This is a genomic window from Aquabacterium sp. (genome assembly GCF_004297345.1).
Taxonomy (GTDB): domain Bacteria; phylum Pseudomonadota; class Gammaproteobacteria; order Burkholderiales; family Burkholderiaceae_C; genus Aquabacterium.
Window position 1 is genome coordinate 1 of the sequence record NZ_SCTN01000361.1, and the last position, 21047, is coordinate 21047.

18 protein-coding genes are annotated in these 21047 nt (G+C 62.6%); 10 read left to right on the forward strand and 8 right to left on the reverse strand.

What is annotated here, in order from left to right; genetic code table 11:
- From EPO09_RS13420 to EPO09_RS13430, 3 genes are all read right to left on the reverse strand, one after another.
- Window positions 1-1932: PAS domain-containing hybrid sensor histidine kinase/response regulator (locus EPO09_RS13420; RefSeq protein ID WP_290643826.1), on the reverse strand; the 1932-nt coding region annotated here is incomplete at its 3' end.
- A gap of 77 nt (window positions 1933-2009) precedes the next feature.
- A complete protein-coding gene (locus tag EPO09_RS13425; protein ID WP_290643827.1) occupies window positions 2010-5525 on the reverse strand; it encodes a DUF2126 domain-containing protein in 3516 nt (1171 codons plus the stop codon).
- Window positions 5526-5617: 92 nt separating this feature from the next.
- Window positions 5618-6322 carry a S24/S26 family peptidase gene (locus EPO09_RS13430; RefSeq protein ID WP_290643828.1) on the reverse strand — a complete coding sequence of 235 codons (705 nt, stop codon included), beginning with the start codon at window positions 6320-6322 and terminating at the stop codon, window positions 5618-5620.
- An 83-nt stretch (window positions 6323-6405) separates the two neighbouring features.
- Here EPO09_RS13430 and EPO09_RS13435 point away from each other — a divergent pair, with 83 nt between their 5' ends.
- Entirely contained in the window at window positions 6406-6633 is a 228-nt protein-coding gene (locus tag EPO09_RS13435) for a YdaS family helix-turn-helix protein (RefSeq protein WP_290643829.1), read from the forward strand.
- Between the two features lie 191 nt (window positions 6634-6824).
- On the opposite strand, the gene EPO09_RS13440 is transcribed toward EPO09_RS13435, so the two are convergent.
- Window positions 6825-7481 carry a hypothetical protein gene (locus EPO09_RS13440; RefSeq protein WP_290643830.1) on the reverse strand — a complete coding sequence of 219 codons (657 nt, stop codon included), beginning with the start codon at window positions 7479-7481 and terminating at the stop codon, window positions 6825-6827.
- Between the two features lie 190 nt (window positions 7482-7671).
- Entirely contained in the window at window positions 7672-8325 is a 654-nt protein-coding gene (fabR, locus tag EPO09_RS13445; protein ID WP_290643831.1) for an HTH-type transcriptional repressor FabR, read from the reverse strand.
- A 138-nt stretch (window positions 8326-8463) separates the two neighbouring features.
- On the opposite strand from fabR, the gene EPO09_RS13450 reads away from it, so the two are divergent.
- Together EPO09_RS13450 and EPO09_RS13455 are read left to right on the forward strand one after the other, a co-directional pair.
- Window positions 8464-9588 (forward strand): ferredoxin reductase, encoded by a 1125-nt coding sequence (locus EPO09_RS13450; protein ID WP_290643832.1) that lies wholly within the window; start codon window positions 8464-8466, stop codon window positions 9586-9588.
- A 15-nt stretch (window positions 9589-9603) separates the two neighbouring features.
- The gene (locus EPO09_RS13455) at window positions 9604-10731 is read left to right on the forward strand and encodes an acyl-CoA desaturase (RefSeq protein ID WP_290643833.1); all 1128 of its coding nucleotides are present in this window, start codon (window positions 9604-9606) and stop codon (window positions 10729-10731) included.
- A 72-nt stretch (window positions 10732-10803) separates the two neighbouring features.
- Here EPO09_RS13455 and EPO09_RS13460 read toward each other — a convergent pair whose 3' ends face one another.
- Window positions 10804-11766: a glucokinase gene (locus EPO09_RS13460; protein ID WP_290643834.1), complete on the reverse strand. Its 963-nt coding sequence runs from the start codon at window positions 11764-11766 to the stop codon at window positions 10804-10806.
- Complete coding sequence (gene pgl / locus EPO09_RS13465; protein WP_290643835.1) at window positions 11756-12490, reverse strand: 6-phosphogluconolactonase; 735 nt, start codon at window positions 12488-12490, stop codon at window positions 11756-11758. Before pgl ends, EPO09_RS13460 begins: the two co-directional genes overlap by 11 nt.
- A 79-nt stretch (window positions 12491-12569) precedes the next feature.
- Here pgl and edd point away from each other — a divergent pair, with 79 nt between their 5' ends.
- Both edd and eda read left to right on the forward strand, forming a co-directional pair.
- Window positions 12570-14423 carry a phosphogluconate dehydratase gene (edd, locus tag EPO09_RS13470; RefSeq protein WP_290643836.1) on the forward strand — a complete coding sequence of 618 codons (1854 nt, stop codon included), beginning with the start codon at window positions 12570-12572 and terminating at the stop codon, window positions 14421-14423.
- Window positions 14424-14431: 8 nt separating this feature from the next.
- Window positions 14432-15073 carry a bifunctional 4-hydroxy-2-oxoglutarate aldolase/2-dehydro-3-deoxy-phosphogluconate aldolase gene (eda, locus tag EPO09_RS13475; protein WP_290643837.1) on the forward strand — a complete coding sequence of 214 codons (642 nt, stop codon included), beginning with the start codon at window positions 14432-14434 and terminating at the stop codon, window positions 15071-15073.
- On the opposite strand, the gene EPO09_RS13480 is transcribed toward eda, so the two are convergent.
- Complete coding sequence (locus tag EPO09_RS13480) at window positions 15043-15930, reverse strand: alpha/beta hydrolase (protein WP_290643838.1); 888 nt, start codon at window positions 15928-15930, stop codon at window positions 15043-15045. The genes eda and EPO09_RS13480 overlap by 31 nt on opposite strands.
- A 242-nt stretch (window positions 15931-16172) precedes the next feature.
- Between EPO09_RS13480 and EPO09_RS13485 the strand changes: the two genes are divergently transcribed.
- From EPO09_RS13485 to EPO09_RS13505, 5 genes are all read left to right on the forward strand, one after another.
- The gene (locus tag EPO09_RS13485) at window positions 16173-16976 is read left to right on the forward strand and encodes a hypothetical protein (RefSeq protein WP_290643839.1); all 804 of its coding nucleotides are present in this window, start codon (window positions 16173-16175) and stop codon (window positions 16974-16976) included.
- Window positions 16977-18068 carry an AraC family transcriptional regulator gene (locus tag EPO09_RS13490; protein WP_290643840.1) on the forward strand — a complete coding sequence of 364 codons (1092 nt, stop codon included), beginning with the start codon at window positions 16977-16979 and terminating at the stop codon, window positions 18066-18068.
- A 307-nt stretch (window positions 18069-18375) separates the two neighbouring features.
- The gene (locus tag EPO09_RS13495) at window positions 18376-19617 is read left to right on the forward strand and encodes an efflux RND transporter periplasmic adaptor subunit (protein ID WP_290643841.1); all 1242 of its coding nucleotides are present in this window, start codon (window positions 18376-18378) and stop codon (window positions 19615-19617) included.
- 17 nt (window positions 19618-19634) lie between these two features.
- Window positions 19635-20351 carry an ABC transporter ATP-binding protein gene (locus EPO09_RS13500; RefSeq protein WP_290643842.1) on the forward strand — a complete coding sequence of 239 codons (717 nt, stop codon included), beginning with the start codon at window positions 19635-19637 and terminating at the stop codon, window positions 20349-20351.
- Between the two features lie 21 nt (window positions 20352-20372).
- Window positions 20373-21047 (forward strand): ABC transporter permease (locus tag EPO09_RS13505; protein ID WP_290643843.1); only part of this gene is annotated, 675 nt, incomplete at its 3' end.

A 21047-nucleotide genomic window follows, 5' to 3' on the forward strand; every position in this document is an offset into this window, starting at 1 on the left:
GCGTAACAGAGCCGCCACGTCCAGCGGTTTGGTCAAATAGGCACTGAAGCCCTTGGCCCGCGCCTCATGGATTCGATCCGGCATGGCATCCGCCGACAAGGCCACCTTGGCCACGCCCTGGATGCCCGCCTCCTTGTCAAGCAAATCTGCCAGCTCGAACCCGGACATGTCACCCAGGTGCATGTCCAGCAAGAACAGATCCGGTTTCACCTGCGTCGCCAGCGTCAAGGCTTCCGCCCCGCTACGGGCCACTTCGAGTTTCCACGTTGGCCGCAGCTCCAGAATCTGGCGCACGAGCAGCACGTTGATCTCGTTGTCCTCAGCGTACAGGATGGTGGCCTGGCGCGAGACTGGCACAAGCTCGTCCAGCGGCCCGTGATCCGATTTGGGGTCCACATCCACGGCCAACAAGCGCAAGGTAAAGGTGGTGCCCTGCCCCGCCTGACTACTGACCTGAATGGATCCGCCCATGAGCTCGACCAGGCGGTGCACGATCACCAGGCCGATGCCCGTGCCTTCAACGCCGGAGTTCTCTGCGCCCAATCGGTTGAAGGGCTCAAAGAGATGTGCGATCTGGTGCGGGTTCAGGCCCACTCCGGTATCACGGACCTCCAGCAGGATGTGCGCGTCGTCCAGCCGAACGTTGATGCGCACCTCGCCACCCGGTCGGTTGTACTTGACGGCGTTGCTCAACAGGTTGACCAGCACCTGCCTCAGGCGCACCCGATCGGCCATGACATGCACGCCCCACACGTGGCCGGATTCGGTCAAGGCCACATCGGCGCGCTGGGCCGATTCGGCCACCATGGCCTGGGCATCGCTGATCACATTGCCCAGCAAGATGGGCTCGATCGACAAGGGCATGTCACCCGCCTCGATGCGCGAGAGATCCAGCACGTCACTGATCACATCCAGCAGGTGCGCACCGGAACGCTCGATCAGCTTGACCTTGTGCTTTTGCCCCTCCACCAAGGCGGGCTGGGTGTCCATCTGCAAGAGTTGGGCGAAACCGATGACGGCGTTAAGCGGCGTGCGCAACTCATGGCTCATGCGCGACAGGAACTGCGACTTGGCTCGGCTGGCCCGCTCAGCTGTCTCGGCGGCCATGCGAGCCTCCTGGTAGAGCTTGTGCTCGGTGATATCGGCGATGTAGCCGCAACGCACCTCGTTGCCATCGGCATCGACACCCGCCACGGAATCGGCCGCGCACCAACGCAACTCGCCGGCCAGGTTGCGCACGCGAAACTCGCTGTGCAGGCGGCTGGCTTCGCCAATGGCCTCGTCACGCTGCTGGAAAAACTTGCCCAGATCTTCTGGCGGCACACGGTCATAGAGAACCCACGGCGATGCCAGCGCTTCTTCCGGCGTGGCCCCGAACAATTGGCGCACCCCTTCGCTGACGAAATCCAGCCGCCCGCCTTTGTCCGGGCCCGGACGGAACACATAGATCATGCCCGGCAGATTGTGAGACAAGGCCGTGAGCAAGGCGTTACGGTGAGCCAGCCAGGCTTCCTGCTTCTTGCGCTCGGTGATATCGGCCAGCAGGGTGTACCAGACAGTGCCCAACGCCGCGTGATCAGCCGGGCGAGACTGCACCAGGAACCAGCGCAATCCCTGATCGGCAGGCTGCACGCGGCATTCAATCTCGAACGGGTTCTTGTGCTCATTGCTGTAGGCAATGGCGGCAAACAAGGCGGCCTGATCTTCCGGGTGAACCACTTCGGTGAGGCGCTGCCCCAGCAGGTCAGCACGTTCGCGTCCCATCACCTGGCAAGCCCGCGTGTTGAGATCCTGCAACTCGCCCCTGGGGCCCAGGATCACCTGAGCAGCGGGCGATTGCTCGAAACAAGCCCGGTACACAGCATCCCCCAGACCGGACGGGTTCACCGCGGCATGAGAGGGTGGCAAGCCACTGGAGGGCAGAACCGACATGGACGCAAACAGATTGAACAACAGGCGGGCATTACAACCCAGAAACCCAGTGTGTCAAACCTGCGCCCTCCTCGGGCCTAGGGTTGCCCCTTTCTTGTGCGCAGATCCAGCGTCAGGGGATGCTCGATGCCAGGAGGCTGTGGCCGGATCGACATGGCACCAGGTGTGTGGCCCATGCGGAAAAAGCGCGCCAGGCGGCGGCTTTCAGCCTCGTAGGCGTTGACGGGGAAGGTGTCGTAATTGCGTCCGCCCGGGTGGGCCACATGGTACTGACACCCGCCAACCGAGCGTTTGAGCCAGCTGTCCACCACGTCGAAGGTCAGCGGCGCATCCACGCCGATCGTGGGATGCAGGCACGATGGCGGCTGCCAGGCGCGGTAACGCACGCCCGCCACATACTCGCCGACCCGGCCCGTGGGGTGCAAAGGCAGGATCTGGCCGTTGACAGTGACCACATGGCGGTTGCCGTTCATGCCCGTGACGCGCACTTCCACGCGCTCCAGAGACGAATCCACATAGCGCACCGTGCCGCCGGGCGAGCCCTCCTCGCCCATCACATGCCAGGGCTCCAGGGCGCTGCGCAGGGTCAGGCGCACACCCGACGATGCGATCTCGCCGATGTAAGGGAAGCGGAACTCGAAGTGCGGCGCAAACCACTCGGGCTTGAAGTCGTAGCCGGCCATCTGCAGCTCGGCCAGCACGTCGGCAAAGTCTTGTTCGGCAAAGCTGGGCAGCAGGAAGCGGTCGTGCAGGCCCGTACCCCAGCGGGTCAGGCGCTGGGCACCATGCCCCTTGTAGGGTTCCTTCCAGAACCAGGCCACCAGCGCGCGCAGCAACAACTGCTGCACCAGGCTCATCTTCGCGTGTGGCGGCATCTCGAAGGCGCGCAACTCAAGCAGGCCCAGGCGGCCGGTCGGGCCGTCGGGTGAGTAGAGCTTGTCAATGCAGAACTCGCTGCGGTGGGTATTGCCGGTCGCGTCGATCAGCAGATTGCGCAGGCTGCGGTCGATGAGCCATGGCGGGCACTGGCCCCAGATGTCCATCTGGCGCTCCAGCTCCTTGAGCGCGATCTCGGTTTCATAGACCTGGTCGTGGCGGGCCTCGTCGATGCGCGGCGCCTGGCTGGTCGGGCCGATGAACATGCCCGAGAACAGGTAGGACAGCGAGGGATGGTTGTGCCAGAAGGTCAGCAAGCTGGGCAGCAGATCGGGCCGACGCAGGAAGGGGCTGTCTGCCGGCGTGGCGCCGCCCAGCACGAAGTGGTTGCCACCGCCCGTACCGGTGTGGCGACCATCCACCATGAACTTCTCGGTGGACAGGCGCGTCTGGTGCGCCGCCTGGTAGAGGAACTCGGTGTGGTCCACCAGTTGTTCCCAGCTGGATGCCGGATGAATGTTGACTTCGATGACGCCAGGGTCAGGCGTGACCTGCAGCATCTTGAGGCGCGGATCACGAGGGGGCGGATAGCCTTCCAGCACGATGCTCATGCCCAGATCCAGGGCCGTTGATTCGACCGCAGTCAGCAGGTCCAGGTAGTCGTCCAGCACGTTCAAGGGTGGCATGAAGACATACATCACACCGCCGCCCTGCCCTTTTTCCTCAACGGCCGGGCCACTGGCGCGATCGGGATTGCGCACTTCCACGCACAAGGCCGAGCGGGTGATCCAGTTCGCCGACTCAAAGCGGGCGGGCGACTTGTTCGGATCAGTCTGGCTGGCCGTGGCAGGGCCTGAGACGCCTGCTGTCGGGTTGGCGCCCAAGGCGCCCCACTCGCCATTGACACCCTGGCCGCCCAGGCCCGTCACGGGCTGCCCTTGAACACCCACGGCGCCGCCCTGGGACATGCCACCACCCACCTGGTGCGCACCATATTGCGAACGCAAGGCTGCTGCTGAAGGCAAGGCACCGCGCGGTGCGAAGGGATCGTGCTCGTGCATATAGGGATACTCGCCCTTGCTCACCCACGGCAGCGAATCCAGCGGCAGGCGATAGCCCATGGACGAATCCCCCGGGAACAGGTACATGCGCTCATCGCGGAAGAACCAGGGGCCGGTCAACCATTTGGGGCCATTCAAGCCAAGCGACCACTCGCGCTTGAGCGGCAAGGCGTAACCGACCTCGTACGTCAAACCCTGATCGAACACGCGCCGCATGCGCACGCGCTCCAGTTCGTCGTCCAGGCGCGCATCAAAGGGGTCCACATTGATGGGCAGGCGGCGTTCGCGCCACAGGTAGTAGAAGGTGTCCTCGTAGCCGGTCTGGATGTGCGCAGAGCCCACGCCCAGCTTGTTGGCCAGGGTGTCGATGAAGAGCCTGGCATCCTCGCTGGTGTAGCGCACCGAGTGACGCTCGTCGGCAAACAGGCTGGGGTCATGCCAGCAAGGTTGGCCATCAGCACGCCAGAAGATGCTCAAGGCCCAGCGCGGCAGTTGCTCACCGGGGTACCACTTGCCCTGCCCGAAGTGCAGAAAACCGCCATCGCCATAACGCTTGCGCAGCTTGTGCACCAGTTCGGTGGCCAGGCCGCGTTTGGTCGGCCCCATGGCATCGGTGTTCCACTCCGCGCCATCGCGGTCTTCTACTGAGACAAAGGTAGGCTCACCACCCATGGTCAAGCGCACGTCGCCATCAAGTAAGTCGGCATCCACCTTCGCGCCCAAGGTGTCGATGCCTTGCCACTGCTCATCGGTATACGGCTTGGTGACGCGTGGGCTTTCGTAGATGCGCGTGATGCCCATCTTGTGATCGAAGCTGACCTCGCACTCGTCGATGGCGCCCGTCACGGGGGCAGCGCCTGTGGGCTCGGGTGTGCAGGCCACGGGGATATGGCCTTCTCCTGCCATCAAGCCCGAGGTCGGATCCAGCCCGATCCAACCGGCGCCCGGCAGGAAGACCTCGCACCAGGCATGCAGATCGGTGAAATCGACTTCGGTGCCGGACGGGCCATCGAGCGCGGCCACATCGGCCTTGAGCTGGATGAGGTAGCCCGACACGAACCGCGCAGCCAGGCCCAGATGGCGCAGCGTCTGAACCAGCAGCCAGCCGGTGTCACGGCAGGAGCCTGATTTGAGCGTCAGCGTTTCCTCCGGCGTCTGCACACCAGGCTCCATGCGGATGGTGTAGCTGATGTCCTGCTGCAAACGCTGGTTGAGGCCCACCAGGAAGTCAATGGTGCGGACCTTCTTGCGGTCCACACTGTTCACAAAGGCCTTGAAGGCGGGCGTCAGCTCGGCCTTGGCCAGGTAGGGTGCCAGGTCATGCAGGCTGGAGGCGTCATAGCTGAACGGGTAGTGCTCGGCCTCCGGCTCCAGGAAGAAGTCGAACGGGTTGTAGACCGCCATCTCGGCGACCAGGTCCACCGTGATCTTGAATTCCCTGGTCTGCTCAGGAAAGACCAACCTGGCGAGGTGGTTGGAGAAGGGATCCTGCTGCCAGTTGATGAAGTGGACAACCGGCTCCACTGTCAATGAATACGACAGGATGCGCGTGCGGCAGTGCGGTGCGGGCCGCAAGCGGATCACCTGAGGAGACAGGCTGACCAGCCGGTCATAACGGTAGTGCGTGACGTGGTTGAGGGCAACGTGGATGGACACACAGATCTCCGATTGGGACTGGCCTGCGCAGTGTGCAAGCCTCTGTGTGACAGCAGCAAGTTATGGGCCACCTTGGTGCATGGACAACCTGCTCATGGCCCCCAACGACGCGGCGCCACGCACACGAGCAACGCGATGCCTTCGATCTGCTCACGTGGCAAGGGCTCAACCTGCCCGCCCAGAACGGGCAAAACTGACAAGGTGTCCTTGCGCACCACCATCAGTTCTCGCAACAACATGCGCCCATCACGGAGGGTGAGCAGCACGATGTCTTCCGGCTCCAATTGATCCGGCCGGGGATCCAGCACCAGAAATTGCCCATCCTTGATCACAGGTGCCAGCGCGTGCCCTTTGACGGCCACGACGTCCAGCGCCCTTGTGGACTGCATGGGCCAGCACAAGATGTCGCGACCATCATCTGGTGACGGCACAAAGCGCTCAAGCAGGCCTTGCGCGTCCAGCACACGCAAGTGCGCCTTGATCGACCAGGTCGATGTAGACGGCACCACCGCATAGCCTGGCCCTGATGATTCCTGCGTACGGATCACATTGGGGCCATGCTGAGGCTGGCCCTGTCCTGTCGCCAGCCACTCAGCCTCCACGCCCAATTCGCGCGCCAAAGAGGGTGTATGCGAACTACCGCGCGCACCAGACTGGGGGTCGCACAGGTATTGAATGGACTGAGGCTTCACACCCACGGCTCGCGCCAGCTCACTTTGGTTGGTCTTGCCAGCCTTGTGCATGGCCCAAAGCAAGCGCCCTGTGTAGCTGCCCCACTCATTGGATTTTTGGTTCATGCGCAGATGCTACAAAAGTCTTTGTTAGGCATCTTGCAGAAATATCGATAATTGACTACAAATACATCTGCAGGAGGAAAACAATGTCACCCCAGGAAGCACTGAAGAAAGCCGTCCGTCTGGTCGGCTCACAAACCCGCCTTGCCAGAGAAATCGGCGGCGGGATCACGCAAGCGCACGTGTATTACTGGCTCACCCAGGCACCCGTAGTGCCAGCAGAGCATTGCCCCACGATCGAGTACATCGTCAAGCGAGAGGTGCGTTGTGAAGACCTCAACCCGCGCGTGAACTGGTGGGTCTTGCGGAACTGAACAGCCTTGTCCATCGACGCCGCGTGGACAACTTTCACAAGTTTGCGTCAGCCCCCCTCTGGACCCAACTTACCTGGCCCGCTTCCGCGTCACTCTCTCGCCGAAGCCACAACGCTCCCAACTGCCACCGTGTGTGCAGATCTTGTGATTGGCCTGGTAAATGGGGGGCTGACTTTTTATGCGCCCGAAACTCAGGCGCCCAATTCAAACCAACGGTGCTCGCCGATGGAGTACTTCATAGAACCGCTGTCCAGCAACTCCTTGAAGCCCGTGCGAATCTGGTTCTTGATGGTGTCGCGGAAAGCTTCGTTCGGCGTGTGCCCCATCATGGGAATGAAAATCAAGCCAATCCAGGTTGTGATGGAATCCTTGGTAGATACCGTCTTGACCACCTTGCCATCGCTGTTGTCCAACGCGGTCATCTCAACGGTGTAATTGTCGGTAGCCGCGCACGGGATCACGCCCATCGTCGCACCCGTTATCGCACCGGCAACAGTAGCTAGAAAGTCATTGCCGTGGTTATGCACCTTGACTTGAATTGTGTAGGCAGCACTCGCCTTTTTGCTCGGGTCAAAAGTGTAGGAGCTGAACAGCTTGGACTGCACCAGTTGCTCTTCCATGACCTCTTGAACGCGTGCGCGCGCAGGTGCCATTTCAACGCCTGGCTGGCCGGGGTTACCGCGATAGAAATTCAGATCGACATACACAGACGGCTTGTTCTGATACTGAGAAACGTCAGGCAGCTTGTCGACAACCGCAACTTCATTACCTTTGAATGAGGCACATCCGGCAGCTACAGCTACCACCACACTCACGATCGAAAACTTCGTTAATTTCTTCAATGACATATGTTCACTCACCAGATCAATAAAACAATCAGACAGGCTTCAAAACCCGAAAAGGCAACAGGCGGGCCATGATTCGCTGACTGGCAAGAGCACAAACGCCCCACACCACCCTGATTTTTCTTGCGTTTTGTAACGCCTTTATATCTCAAGGCAAGAAGCGCAACGCCCCCCGACCAAGGGAGGCAGGACATCAACGAGTTGACACGCCCGTCACGGCAAGCGTTTGCGTACCCGTCACGATCATGCGCACCATCAGCACAACCTGCTCGGTTAGCTCGGCGTACTTGTCCGAAGGCAAGTCCATGGCCGTGGCACCCATCGTAAACACCAGCCGCGTGATCGCTTTGGCGGTCAGCGCGGACTCGAACAAGCCCGTCTTGTTGGCCTCTGCCAGACGAATCAGATCCAGGCGCAACTCTTCTTCAAAAAAATTCAACTGACGATCGACCGCCTGCTTGAAGGCCGCAGAACCAACAGTGCCCTCGCGCAGCAGGATCTGAAGCAGCCGATCATCCGAGCGCAGTTGCTCCATGAAGGCCTCCACCGACCCGCGCACCACGCTGCGATCCACCGTCGCGCGCTGACGCGCCTCGCCAATGATCTGCCGCAGCGACTCACCCGCGCGATCAATCAGCGCAACCGCCAGCTCATCCATATCGCGAAACTGCCGGTAAAAGCTGTTCGGCGCGATACCCGCTTCACGCGCGACTTCGCGCAGGCTCAAGGAAGACACGCTGCGATGCGGCCCGGCCAGCTTGAGCGCGGCTTCAATGATGTCCTCACGGGAAATCACCGGTTTGCGGCCCGGGGTGGCCACCTGAACAGGGGACAGGTTCGTACTCATTGATGTCAATCAGAAGGTCAGACATCATATCGTGAGCAATTAATGCACAAGTGTATAGACAATCGTCCATACCTGCGTATACTGCGCGCAAACGACGCCTCATGTCGCGTTAACGCCCCCTGTCGAAAGCAAATGTCCGTGTCTGCCACCACCTCTACCGTCACGCCTGGCCCTGGTGCCGGCCCACTGCAAAGGCTGATTGCACCTCTGGTCGAACCGGCCATCTATGACTTTTGGGTAGGCATGGTCAACCCGGCCTGGTCCTGGTCACGCGCGCTGGCCAAGGTGGTCGAGCGCCGCGTCGAAGCGCAAGATGCCGTCACCCTTGTGCTCAAGCCCAATGCCCATTGCGGCAAGGTGCGCCCAGGTCAGCACGTCAATGTGAGCGCCGAGGTCAATGGCCGCCGCACTACGCGCAGCTACAGCATCACCAATGTGCCTGGCAAGAACGGCCTGCTGGAGATCACGGTCAAACGTGTAGAAGGCGGAAAGCTCAGCACGCACCTGTGCCGCGATCTGCGCGCTGGCGATGTGGTCGAATTGGGCACAGTTTTCGGCGAGATGACACTGCCGGCCCAGGCCAAGGGCAAATGGCTGTTCCTGGCTGCGGGCAGTGGCATCACCCCACTGATGAGCCTGACGCGTCAACAGGCCTTGCAAGGCATGCCGCTTGATCTGCTGCTGGTTTACTGGGCCAAGACACGTGCCGAGCTGTGCTTCGTGCCGGAATTGCGGGCGCTGGCAGCACGCCACCCCAACTTCAAACTACAGATCGTGCTGACACATGAGGCACAGACCCTGGCGGACGAAGCCAGTGGCCTGATCAGCGCACCGCAGCTCGCCGAACTGGTGCACGACCTGAGCGAGCGCCAGATCTATGCCTGCGGCCCTGGCGGTTTCGTGGATGCAGCCCGCTCGCTGACCAAGGATGTGGCGCGAGGCTTCCTGGCCGAAGGCTTCACGCCCTCTGCCCCAGCCATGACGGCCGACCAGACCGCCGAGCCGACCACGGTGCGCGTGCAACTGCGCAAGAGTGGCCGAGCCCTGGATCTGTCTTCAGGCACCTCCTTGCTGGTGGCGCTGGAAGAAGCCGGCATGAGCCCCGCTGCTGGTTGCCGCATCGGCATCTGCCGCACCTGCGTGTGCACCAAGCACGAAGGCACCACCCAGGACATCACCACGGGCGACCAGGATACCGAGCCCGACACCCAGGTGCGCCTGTGCGTCAGCCGCGCCTTGACCGATCTCTCGCTGGACATCTGACCGTTTGCAAGCACCATGAGCACATCACTGCACCGCACCCTGACCGCCGACGAGCTCCAGCATTTCGGCGCTGAAATCGATGCCCTGCGCGCCCGCACCGTGGCCGATCTGGGCGAGCGCGACGCGCGCTACATTCGCAACATTTTCAAGGCCGTGCGCTTCTCCGAGATCCTCGGCCGGGGCCTGCTGTTGGTGGGCGCCTTCCTGCCTGCGCCCTGGTTGACGGCTGCGTGGCTGGCTGGCGCCATCATCCTGGGCATCTCCAAGATCCTGGACAACATGGAGCTGGGCCACAACGTGATCCACGGCCAGTTCGACTGGATGGGCGACCCCAAGTTCGACGGCAACTCATTTGAGTGGGACATCGTCGGGACCAGCGACAGCTGGCGCAAGACCCACAACTTCAAGCACCACACCTACACCAACGTCCACGGCATGGACGACGACCTGGGCTACGGCGTGCTGCGCCTGTTCCCCGAGCAACCCTGGTCACCAGGCCGTCTGGGCCAGCCGCTGTACGCGATCATCTTCGCCGCCTTGTTCCAATGGGGCGTGGCCGTGCAGGACCTGCGTCTGGGTCGCTGGTTCAAGGGCCGCATCACCGGCAAGCAACTGGGCAAGCAGGCTGCGCCCACGCTGCGCAAGATGCGCCGCCAGATCATCAAGGACTACGTGATCTTCCCTCTGCTGGCCGGCCCCGGCTTCCTGACCGTGTTCACGGGCAACCTGATCGCCAACCTGATCCGCAATGTGTGGACCTACACGGTGATCTTCTGCGGCCACTTCACCACCGACGTGGAGACCTTCCCCAAGAGCGTGCTGAAGAACGAGAGCCGCGCCCACTGGTACCTGCGCCAGGTGCGTGGCTCGTCCAACCTGTCAGGCGGCTTCCTGCTCAATGTGATGACGGGCAACCTGAGCCATCAGATCGAGCACCACCTCTTCCCTGACGTGCCCGCCAACCGCTATGCCGAGATGGCTGTGCAAGTGCGAGAGATCTGCGCCCGTTATGGCCAGTACTACAACACCGGCTCGATGACCAAGCAGTTTGCGCAGGTGCTGTGGCGCATCCTGCGGCACTCCTTCCCCAGCAGCCCATCCAAGCTGGTTGATGCGGAAGCGAGCCTGCAAACCAACAAGTGACGCTGGCACCAGCCGCAGCCAAAACCCCGCCCACTGAGGCGGGGTTTGTTTTTGGCGAGCCGACGATCGGCTTCAAGCCTGCGCTGCGCCGATCAAAGCCGGATAAGGCGAATGGATCACGAACACGGGGATGCGCGACAGATAACCCGCGTAGCGCCCCTTGGCATCAAAGCGAGCACGAAAGCCCGAGCGCACGAAGAACTCGCCCAGCCGGGGCACGATGCCGCCCCCGATGTACAAGCCTCCTTGGGCTCCCAGCGACACAGCCAGGTTGGATGCGACCGTGCCCATGAACTGGCAGAAGCTGTGCAGGGCGGCCTCGCACAGCGCGCATTGCCTCGCCAACCCTCGGGCGGTGACATCAGCTGGCGTCAAAGCCTCCGCTGCGGCACCGGCCAATTGCGCATGCGCTTCGTACAGCACCACCAGACCTGAACCTGACAGCACACGCTCGGCCGACACATGGCCGAACCTCGCCCGCAGCACGGCAATCAGCTTTTCTTCGGCTTCATCGGACGCAGGCAGGGTGACGTGGCCGCCCTCCCCGGCAATCGGGGCCCATTGGCCTTGCAGATTGGGGATCAGGCCTGACACGCCCAAACCCGTTCCAGCGCCAATCAAGCCTTTGGTCATCGCGTCAAGGGCGGCCTCGCCACCGATCTGAGTCAGCTCGCCAGGTGGCAGATGAGGCAAAGCCAAAGCCAGCACGGTGAAGTCATTGAGCACGCGCAGGCAATGGAGGCCCAAGGCCTGCCGCAAGCCTTCAATCGAAAAACCCCAGGGTGCATTGAACAACTGCAGGTGATCGCCCAACACAGGCCCGGCGGCGCCCAGGCATCCTGAGCGAGGCCGCATGGCCCCTGCTTGTGCGCCCACATCTGCCAGATAGTGCTCGACCGCTTCAACCGCCCCGGCGTGGTCCCGCAAAGTCAGGTTACGGATGTGGCTGATCTCGGCATCGGGGGCCAGCTTCAAGGCCAGGCGCACATTGGTGCCACCGATGTCGCCCAGCAGCTTGGGGTAGTCAGTCGGCATGGAAGACCTCGCAAGGCACATGGCCCTGTTGCAGCGCCAGGCGAATCGGCCACTGCTCGATCGGCCCGTCTTGCAGCGCGCTTTGCAGGAGCGCCCACTTGGCCGAGCCCGTGATGTGCAGCGCCAGGCAACGAGTATCGAGCAAGGCGCGTGCAGTCAGCGTCAAGCGGGCGACAGGCACGTTGGGCAAGGCGGGCGCCGCCACGGCCATGCAACGCGGCACGGGCTCATGGCCCCGCTGCCCTGTAACACCAGCCAATGCGACAGACAACTCCGACGCATGCGGGAACAGCGATGCCGTATGGCCGTCTCCGCCCATGCCCAGCACGACCACATCCGCAGGCCAGCACAAGCCTGCCAGCTTGCGCTCGATGGCTGCCTGCCCCTGTTGCGGCGTCGCCTCAGCCTTGAACAAAGGCACCCAGCTAGCCTGGGCCGCGCGACCTTGCAACAAGTGCGCTTTCACCAACCGGGCGTTGCTGTCCGCGTGATCTTCGGGCACCCAACGCTCATCGGCCAAGGTGATGGTCACGCGCGACCAGTCCAGATCACACTGCGCGAGTGCCTCAAAAAAAGGCACCGGTGTGCTGCCACCCGATACCACCAGCAAGGCTTGCCCGCGCTCGCTCACGCCCGCACGCAGCCTTTGCGCCACAAAGTCGGCCAGACCCTGCGCCAGCAAAGCAGCGGTGGGCGCGCGATGGAAATGAATCAAAGGGGTCATCTCGCTTTTTCAATGCACCAGCATCATCAATGGGGCCATGATAATGACCTGATCGACTCATCTGGTCTGGATCCACGCGATGCCCACGCCCACCGTTCCGCCTCCTGTTCTGCATCCCGAACTGCTGGCCGTCACCGCACGCATCCACGAACGCAGCGCCTCCACCCGCCAGGCCTATCTGGCCAGGATCGATGCAGCGGGCCGCGCCGGCCCCGTGGAACGCGCCCAACTGGGTTGCACCAACCTCGCGCATGCCTATGCCGCAGCCCCCGCTGGTGACAAGATCTGGCTGCGTGCCCAGCAAGCGCCCAATATCGCCATCGTGTCGGCCTACAACGACATGCTCTCGGCGCATCAGCCGCTGCAGGCCTACCCCGAGTGGATCAAACAGGCTGCGCGCGATGTGGGTGCCACGGCCCAGTTCGCGGGCGGCGTGCCGGCCATGTGCGATGGCGTGACGCAAGGCAAGCCCGGCATGGAGCTGTCGCTGTTCTCGCGGGATGTGATTGCCATGAGCACGGCCGTGGCCCTCTCACACAATATGTTTGACGCCACCCTGTGCCTGGGCGTGTGCGACAAGATCGTGCCCGGCCTGCTGATCGGCGCCCTGAGCTTTGGCCACCTGCCCACCCTCTTCGTGCCTGCCGGGCCCATGCCCTCCGGCCTGAGCAACGACGACAAGGCAAAGGTGCGCCAGCGCTTTGCCGCCGGTGAAATCGGCCAGGACGCCCTGCTGGAAGCCGAAGAGAAGGCCTATCACGGTGCCGGCACCTGCACCTTCTATGGCACGGCCAACAGTAACCAGATGCTGATGGAGATCATGGGCCTGCACCTGCCCGGCTCGGCCTTTGTGCCACCCGGCACGCCGCTGCGCGAAGCCCTCACGCGTGAAGCCGCGCGGCGCGTGGCCCAACTCACCCGGCACAGCAACCAGTACACACCCGTCGGCCATGTGATCGACGAGCGCGCCATCGTCAACGGTCTGGTCGGCCTGCTGGCCACGGGTGGCTCGACCAACCACACGCTGCACCTGGTGGCCATCGCCCGTGCGGCCGGCATCATCATCAACTGGGATGACTTTGATGCCTTGTCTGCCGTGGTGCCACTGCTGGCGCGCGTCTATCCCAATGGCAGCGCCGATGTGAACCAGTTCCACGCTGCGGGTGGCATGGCTTTTGTGATCCGCGAATTGCTGGAAGCCGGCTTGCTGCACGCCGATGTGCAGACCGTGGCCGGCCCCGAAGGCCTGTGGCACTACACCCGCCAACCCGTTTTGCAAGATGGCCAGTTGAACTGGCAGGATGTGCCACGCGCCAGCGGCAACAGCAGCATCGTGGCGCCCCGCACGCAGCCCTTCTCGGCTGACGGCGGGCTCAAGGTCCTGCAAGGTAATCTGGGCCGTGCGGTGATCAAGGTCTCTGCGGTCAAGCCGGCCAATCGCATTGTGCAAGCACCTGCCGTGGTCTTCAACGACCAGGAAGACCTGATTGCCGCCTACAAGCGAGGCGAGCTCAACAAGGACTTCGTTGCCGTCGTGCGCTTCCAGGGCCCGCGCGCCAATGGCATGCCCGAGTTGCATTCCCTCACGCCCACGCTGGCCAACCTGCAGGATCAGGGCTTCAAGGTGGCCCTGGTCACCGATGGCCGCATGTCAGGCGCCTCGGGCAAGGTGCCAGCCGCGATCCATGTGACGCCAGAGGTGATGGCGGGCGGCCCGCTGGGCAAGGTCCGAACCGGTGATGTGATCGAGTTGAACGCCATCCAAGGCACTTTGCAGGCCCTGGTGCCTGATGCGGCATGGCGGGCGCGCAGCGTAGATCAGGCTGAACTGCGCGCCAATCGGCAAGGCAGCGGACGCGAACTCTTCGGCGGCATGCGCCGCATGGTCAGCGGCGCAGAACAAGGCGCCACCACTTTCAGCTTTGAAGACTGAGACACCTCATGCCCAATCAGAACCCCGCCATCAAACCATTCATGCGCCTGAGCCCGGTGATTCCTGTGCTGGTCGTGGATGACACGGACAAAGCCATCCCCCTCGCACGGGCATTGATTACAGGCGGCATCAAGGTGCTGGAAATCACCTTGCGCACACCGAACGCCCTGAGCGTGATCAGCGAGATCGCGCGACATGTGCCCGACGCCGTGCTGGCGGCCGGCACGGTGACCACACCCGAACAATGGGATGCAGCCGCCCGCGCAGGTGCCCGCTTTGCCGTATCACCCGGACTGACGCCGCGCATGCTGGATGCCGCCGGGCAAGCCACCATCCCCCTGTTGCCTGGCGTAGCCACGGCCAGCGAACTGATGACGGCCATGGACGCCGGCTTCGAGTGCTTCAAGTTCTTCCCGGCTCAACAGGCCGGCGGCGTGGGCATGCTCAAGGCGCTGGGTGGCCCCTTTGCGCAGGCGCTGTTCTGCCCGACAGGTGGCATCACGCCAGACACAGCGGCAGACTACCTGGCACTGCCCAATGTGGCATGCGTGGGCGGCTCCTGGCTGGCACCCGCCACCGCGATGGCGTCAGGCGACTGGCCGGCCATCACGGCCCTGGCTCAGGCCGCATCCAGGCTGCGCAAGCCGTAGGGCGCCTCACGGGCGAATCGATCATCCAGCCACAGACGCATGGCGTGGAAGACCTGCGCCTGATCCGGCTCATTGAGAATCTCGTGCGCCATGTGCGCAAAGCACTGCGACTGCACCACAGAAGACGCCTTCTGCGCAAACTGCACTGAACCCTGTGGGCTGACGATCTCATCGGAGCCGGCATACATCAGCAGCGTCGGCTTGATCCACTGCTCCGCCAATGCCCGCACATAACCGCCACCTTCAACGATGAAGCGCCCCAGACGGCCGCTGATGCGGTCATGCACCAACGGGTCCTGCTTGTAGGCTTGCACCACAGCAGGATCACGGCATATGGCCTTGGGATCGAAACCGGTGCGCACCAATAGATCCGGCAACAGGCGCGCCAGGCTGGACATCAACAGCTTTTGCCCCAGGCCCAAATTCACCTCCAGCGCAGGCGAACTCAGGATCAGGCCGTCCACGTCCGTAAAGCCAGCGGGTGATCTCGGCTCAAGCAGATCGGCCACATAGCAGGCCGCCACCAGCCCGCCCATGCTGTGTCCCATCAGCAGCAAGGGCAGTTCAGGCTGCTCGGCGCGCACAGCGGCCATCACGGCAGCCAGGTCATGCACCAGATCGTCGTCGCGGCACAGGGCGCCGCACGCGCCCTCGGATCGACCATGCCCGCGATGGTCATAGCTTTGCACCGACCAGCCCCAGCCATTGAGCTGAGCCGCCACATGCTCGTAGCGTCCGCTGTGTTCGGCGATGCCATGTGCCAGCACCACGGTGCCACGCGGCTGACTCACCAGCCATTGGCGGCGCGTCAGGCGCAGCCCGTCGCGGGTCAGGATCGTTTGATTCAACTTGCTCATCCTTTATTTCTTTCTACCGGGAACCCACGCCCTTACACAACTGCATACGCATTGACGGACGCTGGCGGCTGATCATGGTCTGTATCGATGTAAGCTGTCTTACCCGACCACGCAGTGCTTTTGCGAAGAGACGCAAACCAAGGGAAAGGCCTGATAGCCGCACGCACTGCACAGGGAAAACACGACATGACATCAGCGCGACAAGGCTGCACAGTCGCGCCGCAAAGAGAGAGGAATAAAAAATGAACACCTCATCCGCGACCAGCCGTACCGCGCCCCTGTTCAAAATGCCCCGTCATGGCTGGATGGCTGTCATGGGTGTGTTCACGGCCACGGCACTGACGACCGTACTGCTGGCCTTGGGCAACAACAACGACGACCACGCGACCGGCAACGCCAGCCAGCGCGGCAACCGCCCACTTTTTTCTGGCTGGATCAAACCGGGTACCACGGAGTTCAGCCAGGATCAAACCAACCGAGGCGCCATCTCGACACAACCGAGGTGGGTGTTAGCCACCGAGCCCAGCGTCGACGAGATCAAGGACCTGCAATCCGCGCTGATCGACCATCCAGACAAAACCCTTGAGTTGAATCGGCTGATCGACTACAGCCGCTTCCAGAAACAAGTTGCGCTGTGGAACGAACTGCAAAATGGCCCCATGAACAGCGAGCGCACCACGCTCAGCCAGCATTTGCTGGACGTGCTGCCGGCGCACTACAGCCGAGGTGAACTGATGGGGCCCCAGGCCCTGCTGATGGCACGGACGATTGTCAAAGACTTGGAGCCCAATCCTCAACTTCAGGATGCCCGCCTGGCCGCAACAACGTCGCAACTGACCAAGCAGTCACCCGCCCTCGACCAGGATCAATCCCAGGATCAGTCGGCGGCTCAAAAGTTGGCGGCTCAACAATCCTTTGAATCGTTCGAGCAACAGCAGCGACGAATTGCGGGTGACCACGCAGGCACAGCGTCACGGCGCGAAACCAGACCGGACATCACACGCCACGCCATGCTCGACAACAACGCCAGCAGCAAGACCCCCTGAATGACATCCCAGGCTCGTGTGAGTACCCCGCGGCCATTGCCTGCCGAACAGGCCAGCCTGTGCACCGTCCATCTTGGATACCTGCTGATGCTGGTGGACTGCCTGCGCCAGGATCGGCTGGACGTGGATGCCATTTTGGGTTCAGCCTACCTGCAGGAACTGAACGCGCTCGACCCCAACACACGCCGCCCGATCGAAGAGTGGGAAGCCTTGGCTGACAAAGCCCAGGCCCATTGCGAACGCGATGTGGCACTGCTGATGGCCGAGTTCGTCAAGCCCTGGGATACCGGCCCCATCGGTTTCATCACCATGGCCAGCCGCAATCTGCGCGAAGCCGCCGAATCCCTGGCCCAGTTCTACAACCTGCTCAACGATGTTTACATCCTGCAGGCCGAATTGATCGACAACCGGTTCGACATCGCGATGGCGCCCCTCAGCGCCCATCACTCCCCCTACCTCGAACGCCTGACCCTCGCCACCATGTGCTGGCATGCGCGCTGGCTGTCGCGCCGCGCCGACCTGCGCTTTGACGCCCACTTTGCCTTCCCGCAGCCGGACGCAGCCCAACTGAGCGCTCTGCAAAAGACCTTCGGCGGCGAATTGCACTTCAACGCAGCCCGCTCCAGCCTGCGCGGGCCCGCCGAATATGAACAACTCGCCGTGTCCCGGGGCGATCACGGCGTGCAAGAGACCCTGCGGGCGCAGTTGATGGCAGAGATGGCGGCCCTGCAAGATGCGTCCGGCAGCTTCGTGCACCGGATCGAGCGCATCATCCAGCCGCGCCTTGCCAATGGCGAGATCACACTCGATGACATCGCAGCCGAAGCTGGCGTCTCGGTGCGCACGCTGCAAACGCGCCTGGAAGAGAACGGCCTGAACTTTCGCACCCTGCTCGACCGCATGCGCCACGCCCAGGTCCTGATGTACATGGGTGATCTGGATGTCAGCCTGATCGACATGGCCCACATGCTGGGTTTTGCCACGCAATCGAGCTTTCACCACGCATTCAAGCGCTGGACGGGCATGGCGCCCGGCGCCTACCGCAAGCAGCGCATCAAGGCGGGCATCAGTGCCAAAGGCCCTGTGGTTTGAGACAAGCCACCATTCACATGGAGGGAGGCCCATGCAATCCCTTACTTGGCGTGATCTGCATGTGACTTAGTCTTCAGTCACGCACCAACCTTCCTGGGTCTGACCACCCGCCCACACGAGCCAGGCTCGCTCAAACAGTTCTTCCCCGGCTGGGCCTGAGCCTGCCCGCCCGCACCTCACTTATCACAGACCCAACGATCGACACACCCGGCAAACCCGTATCGCCCTTTGTTCGAGGGCCGGTACAACGATTACCGTTAAAGGTTGCGGGACAGTGCAAAATCTCCATCTTTCGCCTTGTAACGCCATGACTGCAGATGTACCCGCCGCCGCTCCATCGGCCCTCTCCAAGCTCAAGATCGACAGAGGCACTCAGGCTTCGGCGCAAAAGAAAAAAAGCATCCTGCCCTGGGTGCTGATCGGTGCGGTGGCTGCAGCAGCCGCGGCCTATTTCCTCGTGCCACGCACGGCTGATGTCGGCACCACCTCCGTGGTGATGAGCACGCCCTCGCAGCAATATGTGCAGCTCACCGCCTCTGGCTATGTGGTGGCACAGCGCCGCTCTGCGGTCGCATCGAAAGCGTCTGGTCGCCTGATCGAGCTCAATGTGCGCGAAGGCTCGCACGTCAAGAAAGATGACCTGATCGCCCGCCTGGACGCCAGCGACATCAAAGCAGGCATCCTGGGTGCTGAAGCCGCCGTCCATCAGGCTGAAGCCAACGTCAAGCAAAGCACCGTGCAATTGATCCAGGCCCGCGCCGATCTGGCCCGCGCCCGCAGCCTCGAAGCACAAGGTTTTGTCTCGCCCCAGACGGTTGAGAACACCCTGGCCAAGAACAAGGCCGCCTTTGCCGCCGTTGCCGCCGCTGAAGCTGCCATGGAGCAGGCCAAGGCCCAGCTCAAGGCCCAGAAGGTGGCGCAGGACTACACCGAGATCCGCGCCCCCTTCGATGGCGTGGTGCTGGTCAAGAACGCCAATGTGGGCGACATCATCACGCCCATGTCCAGCGCGGCTGGCGCGCAAGGTGCAGTCGTGACCATGGCCGACATGAGCACACTGGAAGTTGAAGCCGACGTGTCCGAGGGCAATCTGTCCAAGACCAAGGTGGGCCAGCCAGTTGAAGTCACCCTGGATGCCTTGCCGATGGTGCGCTTTCGTGCCCACGTCGCCGGCATCGTCCCGACCGTGGACCGGGCCAAGGCCACTGTCATGACCAAGATCCGCTTTGACCAGCTCGATCCGCGCATCCTGCCTGAGATGAGCGCGAAGGTCAGCTTCCTGTCGCAGGACATCACGCCGTCCGACCAGGAGCCCGTGATCGCCGTGGCCAACAACGCCCTGGTCACGCGTGACAACGGCAACGTCGTCTTCAGGATCAAGAGCGTGGAAGGCGGCGCCAATACCGTTGAGGAAGTGCCGGTCAAAGCCTTGCGCAAGCTGGGTGACCTGCGCGAGATCAGCGGCGGCGTGAAGGCCGGCGAGAAGCTGGTGGCCACACCGCCGGCCTCACTGCGCAATGGCGCTCGCGTCAACCTCGGCACCCCCTGAACCAGCCCGCACAGATCATGAGTGAGAACGCCGCCGTGCGCGAGCCCGTCATCCGCATCGAACACCTGAGCAAGACCTACACACGGGGCGGCCAGCCCATTCCCGTGCTGATGGACATCAATCTGGAAGTCGAACGCGCCGAGTTCGTCTCCCTGATGGGGCCGTCTGGTTCCGGCAAGAGCACCTTGCTCAACCTGATTGCCGGCATCGACCAGCCCAGCTCGGGTCGCATCCTGATCAATGGCGTCGACATCGCCACGCTGGACGAAAGCGCCCTGGCGGACTGGCGAGCGGCCAATGTGGGCTTCATCTTTCAGTTCTACAACCTCATGCCCGTGCTCACGGCGTATGAAAACGTCGAACTGCCCCTGCTGCTCACCAACCTGAGCCGCCGCCAGCGCAAGGAGCATGTCGAGGCCTGCCTGGCCATGGTGGGCCTGAGCGAGCGCATGGACCACTACCCCAACGAGCTGTCCGGCGGCCAACAGCAGCGCGTGGCCATTGCGCGCGCCCTGGTGACCGACCCCACGTTGATCGTGGCCGACGAACCCACCGGCGACCTGGACCGCGCCACCGGCGAAGAAGTGCTCAAGCTGATGGATGAGCTGCATCGCGATCTGGGCAAGACCATCGTGATGGTGACCCACGACCCCAAGGCCGCGTCCCGCGCCAGCCGCATGATCCACCTGGAAAAGGGCGTGCTGGTGGCCGATCCCGGCCCCGATGGCCACTGAGCACAGGCGCGCAGGTAGTACATGTTTCTCTTCAAGCTTCTACTGAAGAACGCGTTCAGGCACAAGCTGCGCACCCTGTTGACGATGGTGGGCCTGGTCGTGGCCATCAGCGCCTTCGGCTTGCTCAGAACAATTGTGGACGCCTGGTATGCCGGCGTGGATGGCACCTCCAACACGCGGCTGATCACCCGCAGTGCGATCTCTTTGGGCTCCCCCCTGCCCGTGTACTACGCTGACCGTATCAAGAAAATTGACGGCGTCGCGGGCGTGACTTGGATGAACTGGTTTGGCGGGGTTTACATCGACCGTCGCAACTTCTTCGCGCGCATGGCCATTGAGCCCAAGAGCTACTTCGCCATGTTCCCCGAGTTCAACGTCAGCGAAGACCAGATGGCGGCCTTCATGGCGGACAGGCAAGGCGTGATTCTGGGCCGCAAGACGGCGCAACGGTTTGGCTGGCAAGTGGGCGACACCATTCCTTTGAGCGGCACCATCTACCCTGGCAACTGGACCTTCAACATCCGCGGCATCTACACCGTCAAGGATCCGCGCTTTGACGAAACATTGATGCTCATGCACTGGAGCCTGCTGGACGAAAGCGTGCGCAAACGCCTGGGCTCCAACGCCGCCAACCAGGTTGGCCTGGTGATGGTCAACATCAAGGATCCCAATCGCGCATCAGCCATCTCGCAAGAA

Bases quoted from the DNA above. Each gene is read 5' to 3' on its own strand.
- EPO09_RS13440 (WP_290643830.1), bottom strand. From the start codon at position 7,481: ATGTCATTGAAGAAATTAACGAAGTTTTCGATCGTGAGTGTGGTGGTA.
- EPO09_RS13485 (WP_290643839.1), top strand. From the start codon at position 16,173: ATGAACACCTCATCCGCGACCAGCCGTACCGCGCCCCTGTTCAAAATG.
- EPO09_RS13430 (WP_290643828.1), bottom strand. From the start codon at position 6,322: ATGAACCAAAAATCCAATGAGTGGGGCAGCTACACAGGGCGCTTGCTT.
- edd (WP_290643836.1), top strand. From the start codon at position 12,570: ATGCCCACGCCCACCGTTCCGCCTCCTGTTCTGCATCCCGAACTGCTG.
- EPO09_RS13490 (WP_290643840.1), top strand. From the start codon at position 16,977: ATGACATCCCAGGCTCGTGTGAGTACCCCGCGGCCATTGCCTGCCGAA.
- EPO09_RS13480 (WP_290643838.1), bottom strand. From the start codon at position 15,930: ATGAGCAAGTTGAATCAAACGATCCTGACCCGCGACGGGCTGCGCCTG.
- fabR (WP_290643831.1), bottom strand. From the start codon at position 8,325: ATGAGTACGAACCTGTCCCCTGTTCAGGTGGCCACCCCGGGCCGCAAA.
- EPO09_RS13455 (WP_290643833.1), top strand. From the start codon at position 9,604: ATGAGCACATCACTGCACCGCACCCTGACCGCCGACGAGCTCCAGCAT.
- eda (WP_290643837.1), top strand. From the start codon at position 14,432: ATGCCCAATCAGAACCCCGCCATCAAACCATTCATGCGCCTGAGCCCG.
- EPO09_RS13460 (WP_290643834.1), bottom strand. From the start codon at position 11,766: ATGCCGACTGACTACCCCAAGCTGCTGGGCGACATCGGTGGCACCAAT.
- EPO09_RS13435 (WP_290643829.1), top strand. From the start codon at position 6,406: ATGTCACCCCAGGAAGCACTGAAGAAAGCCGTCCGTCTGGTCGGCTCA.
- EPO09_RS13495 (WP_290643841.1), top strand. From the start codon at position 18,376: ATGACTGCAGATGTACCCGCCGCCGCTCCATCGGCCCTCTCCAAGCTC.
- pgl (WP_290643835.1), bottom strand. From the start codon at position 12,490: ATGACCCCTTTGATTCATTTCCATCGCGCGCCCACCGCTGCTTTGCTG.
- EPO09_RS13500 (WP_290643842.1), top strand. From the start codon at position 19,635: ATGAGTGAGAACGCCGCCGTGCGCGAGCCCGTCATCCGCATCGAACAC.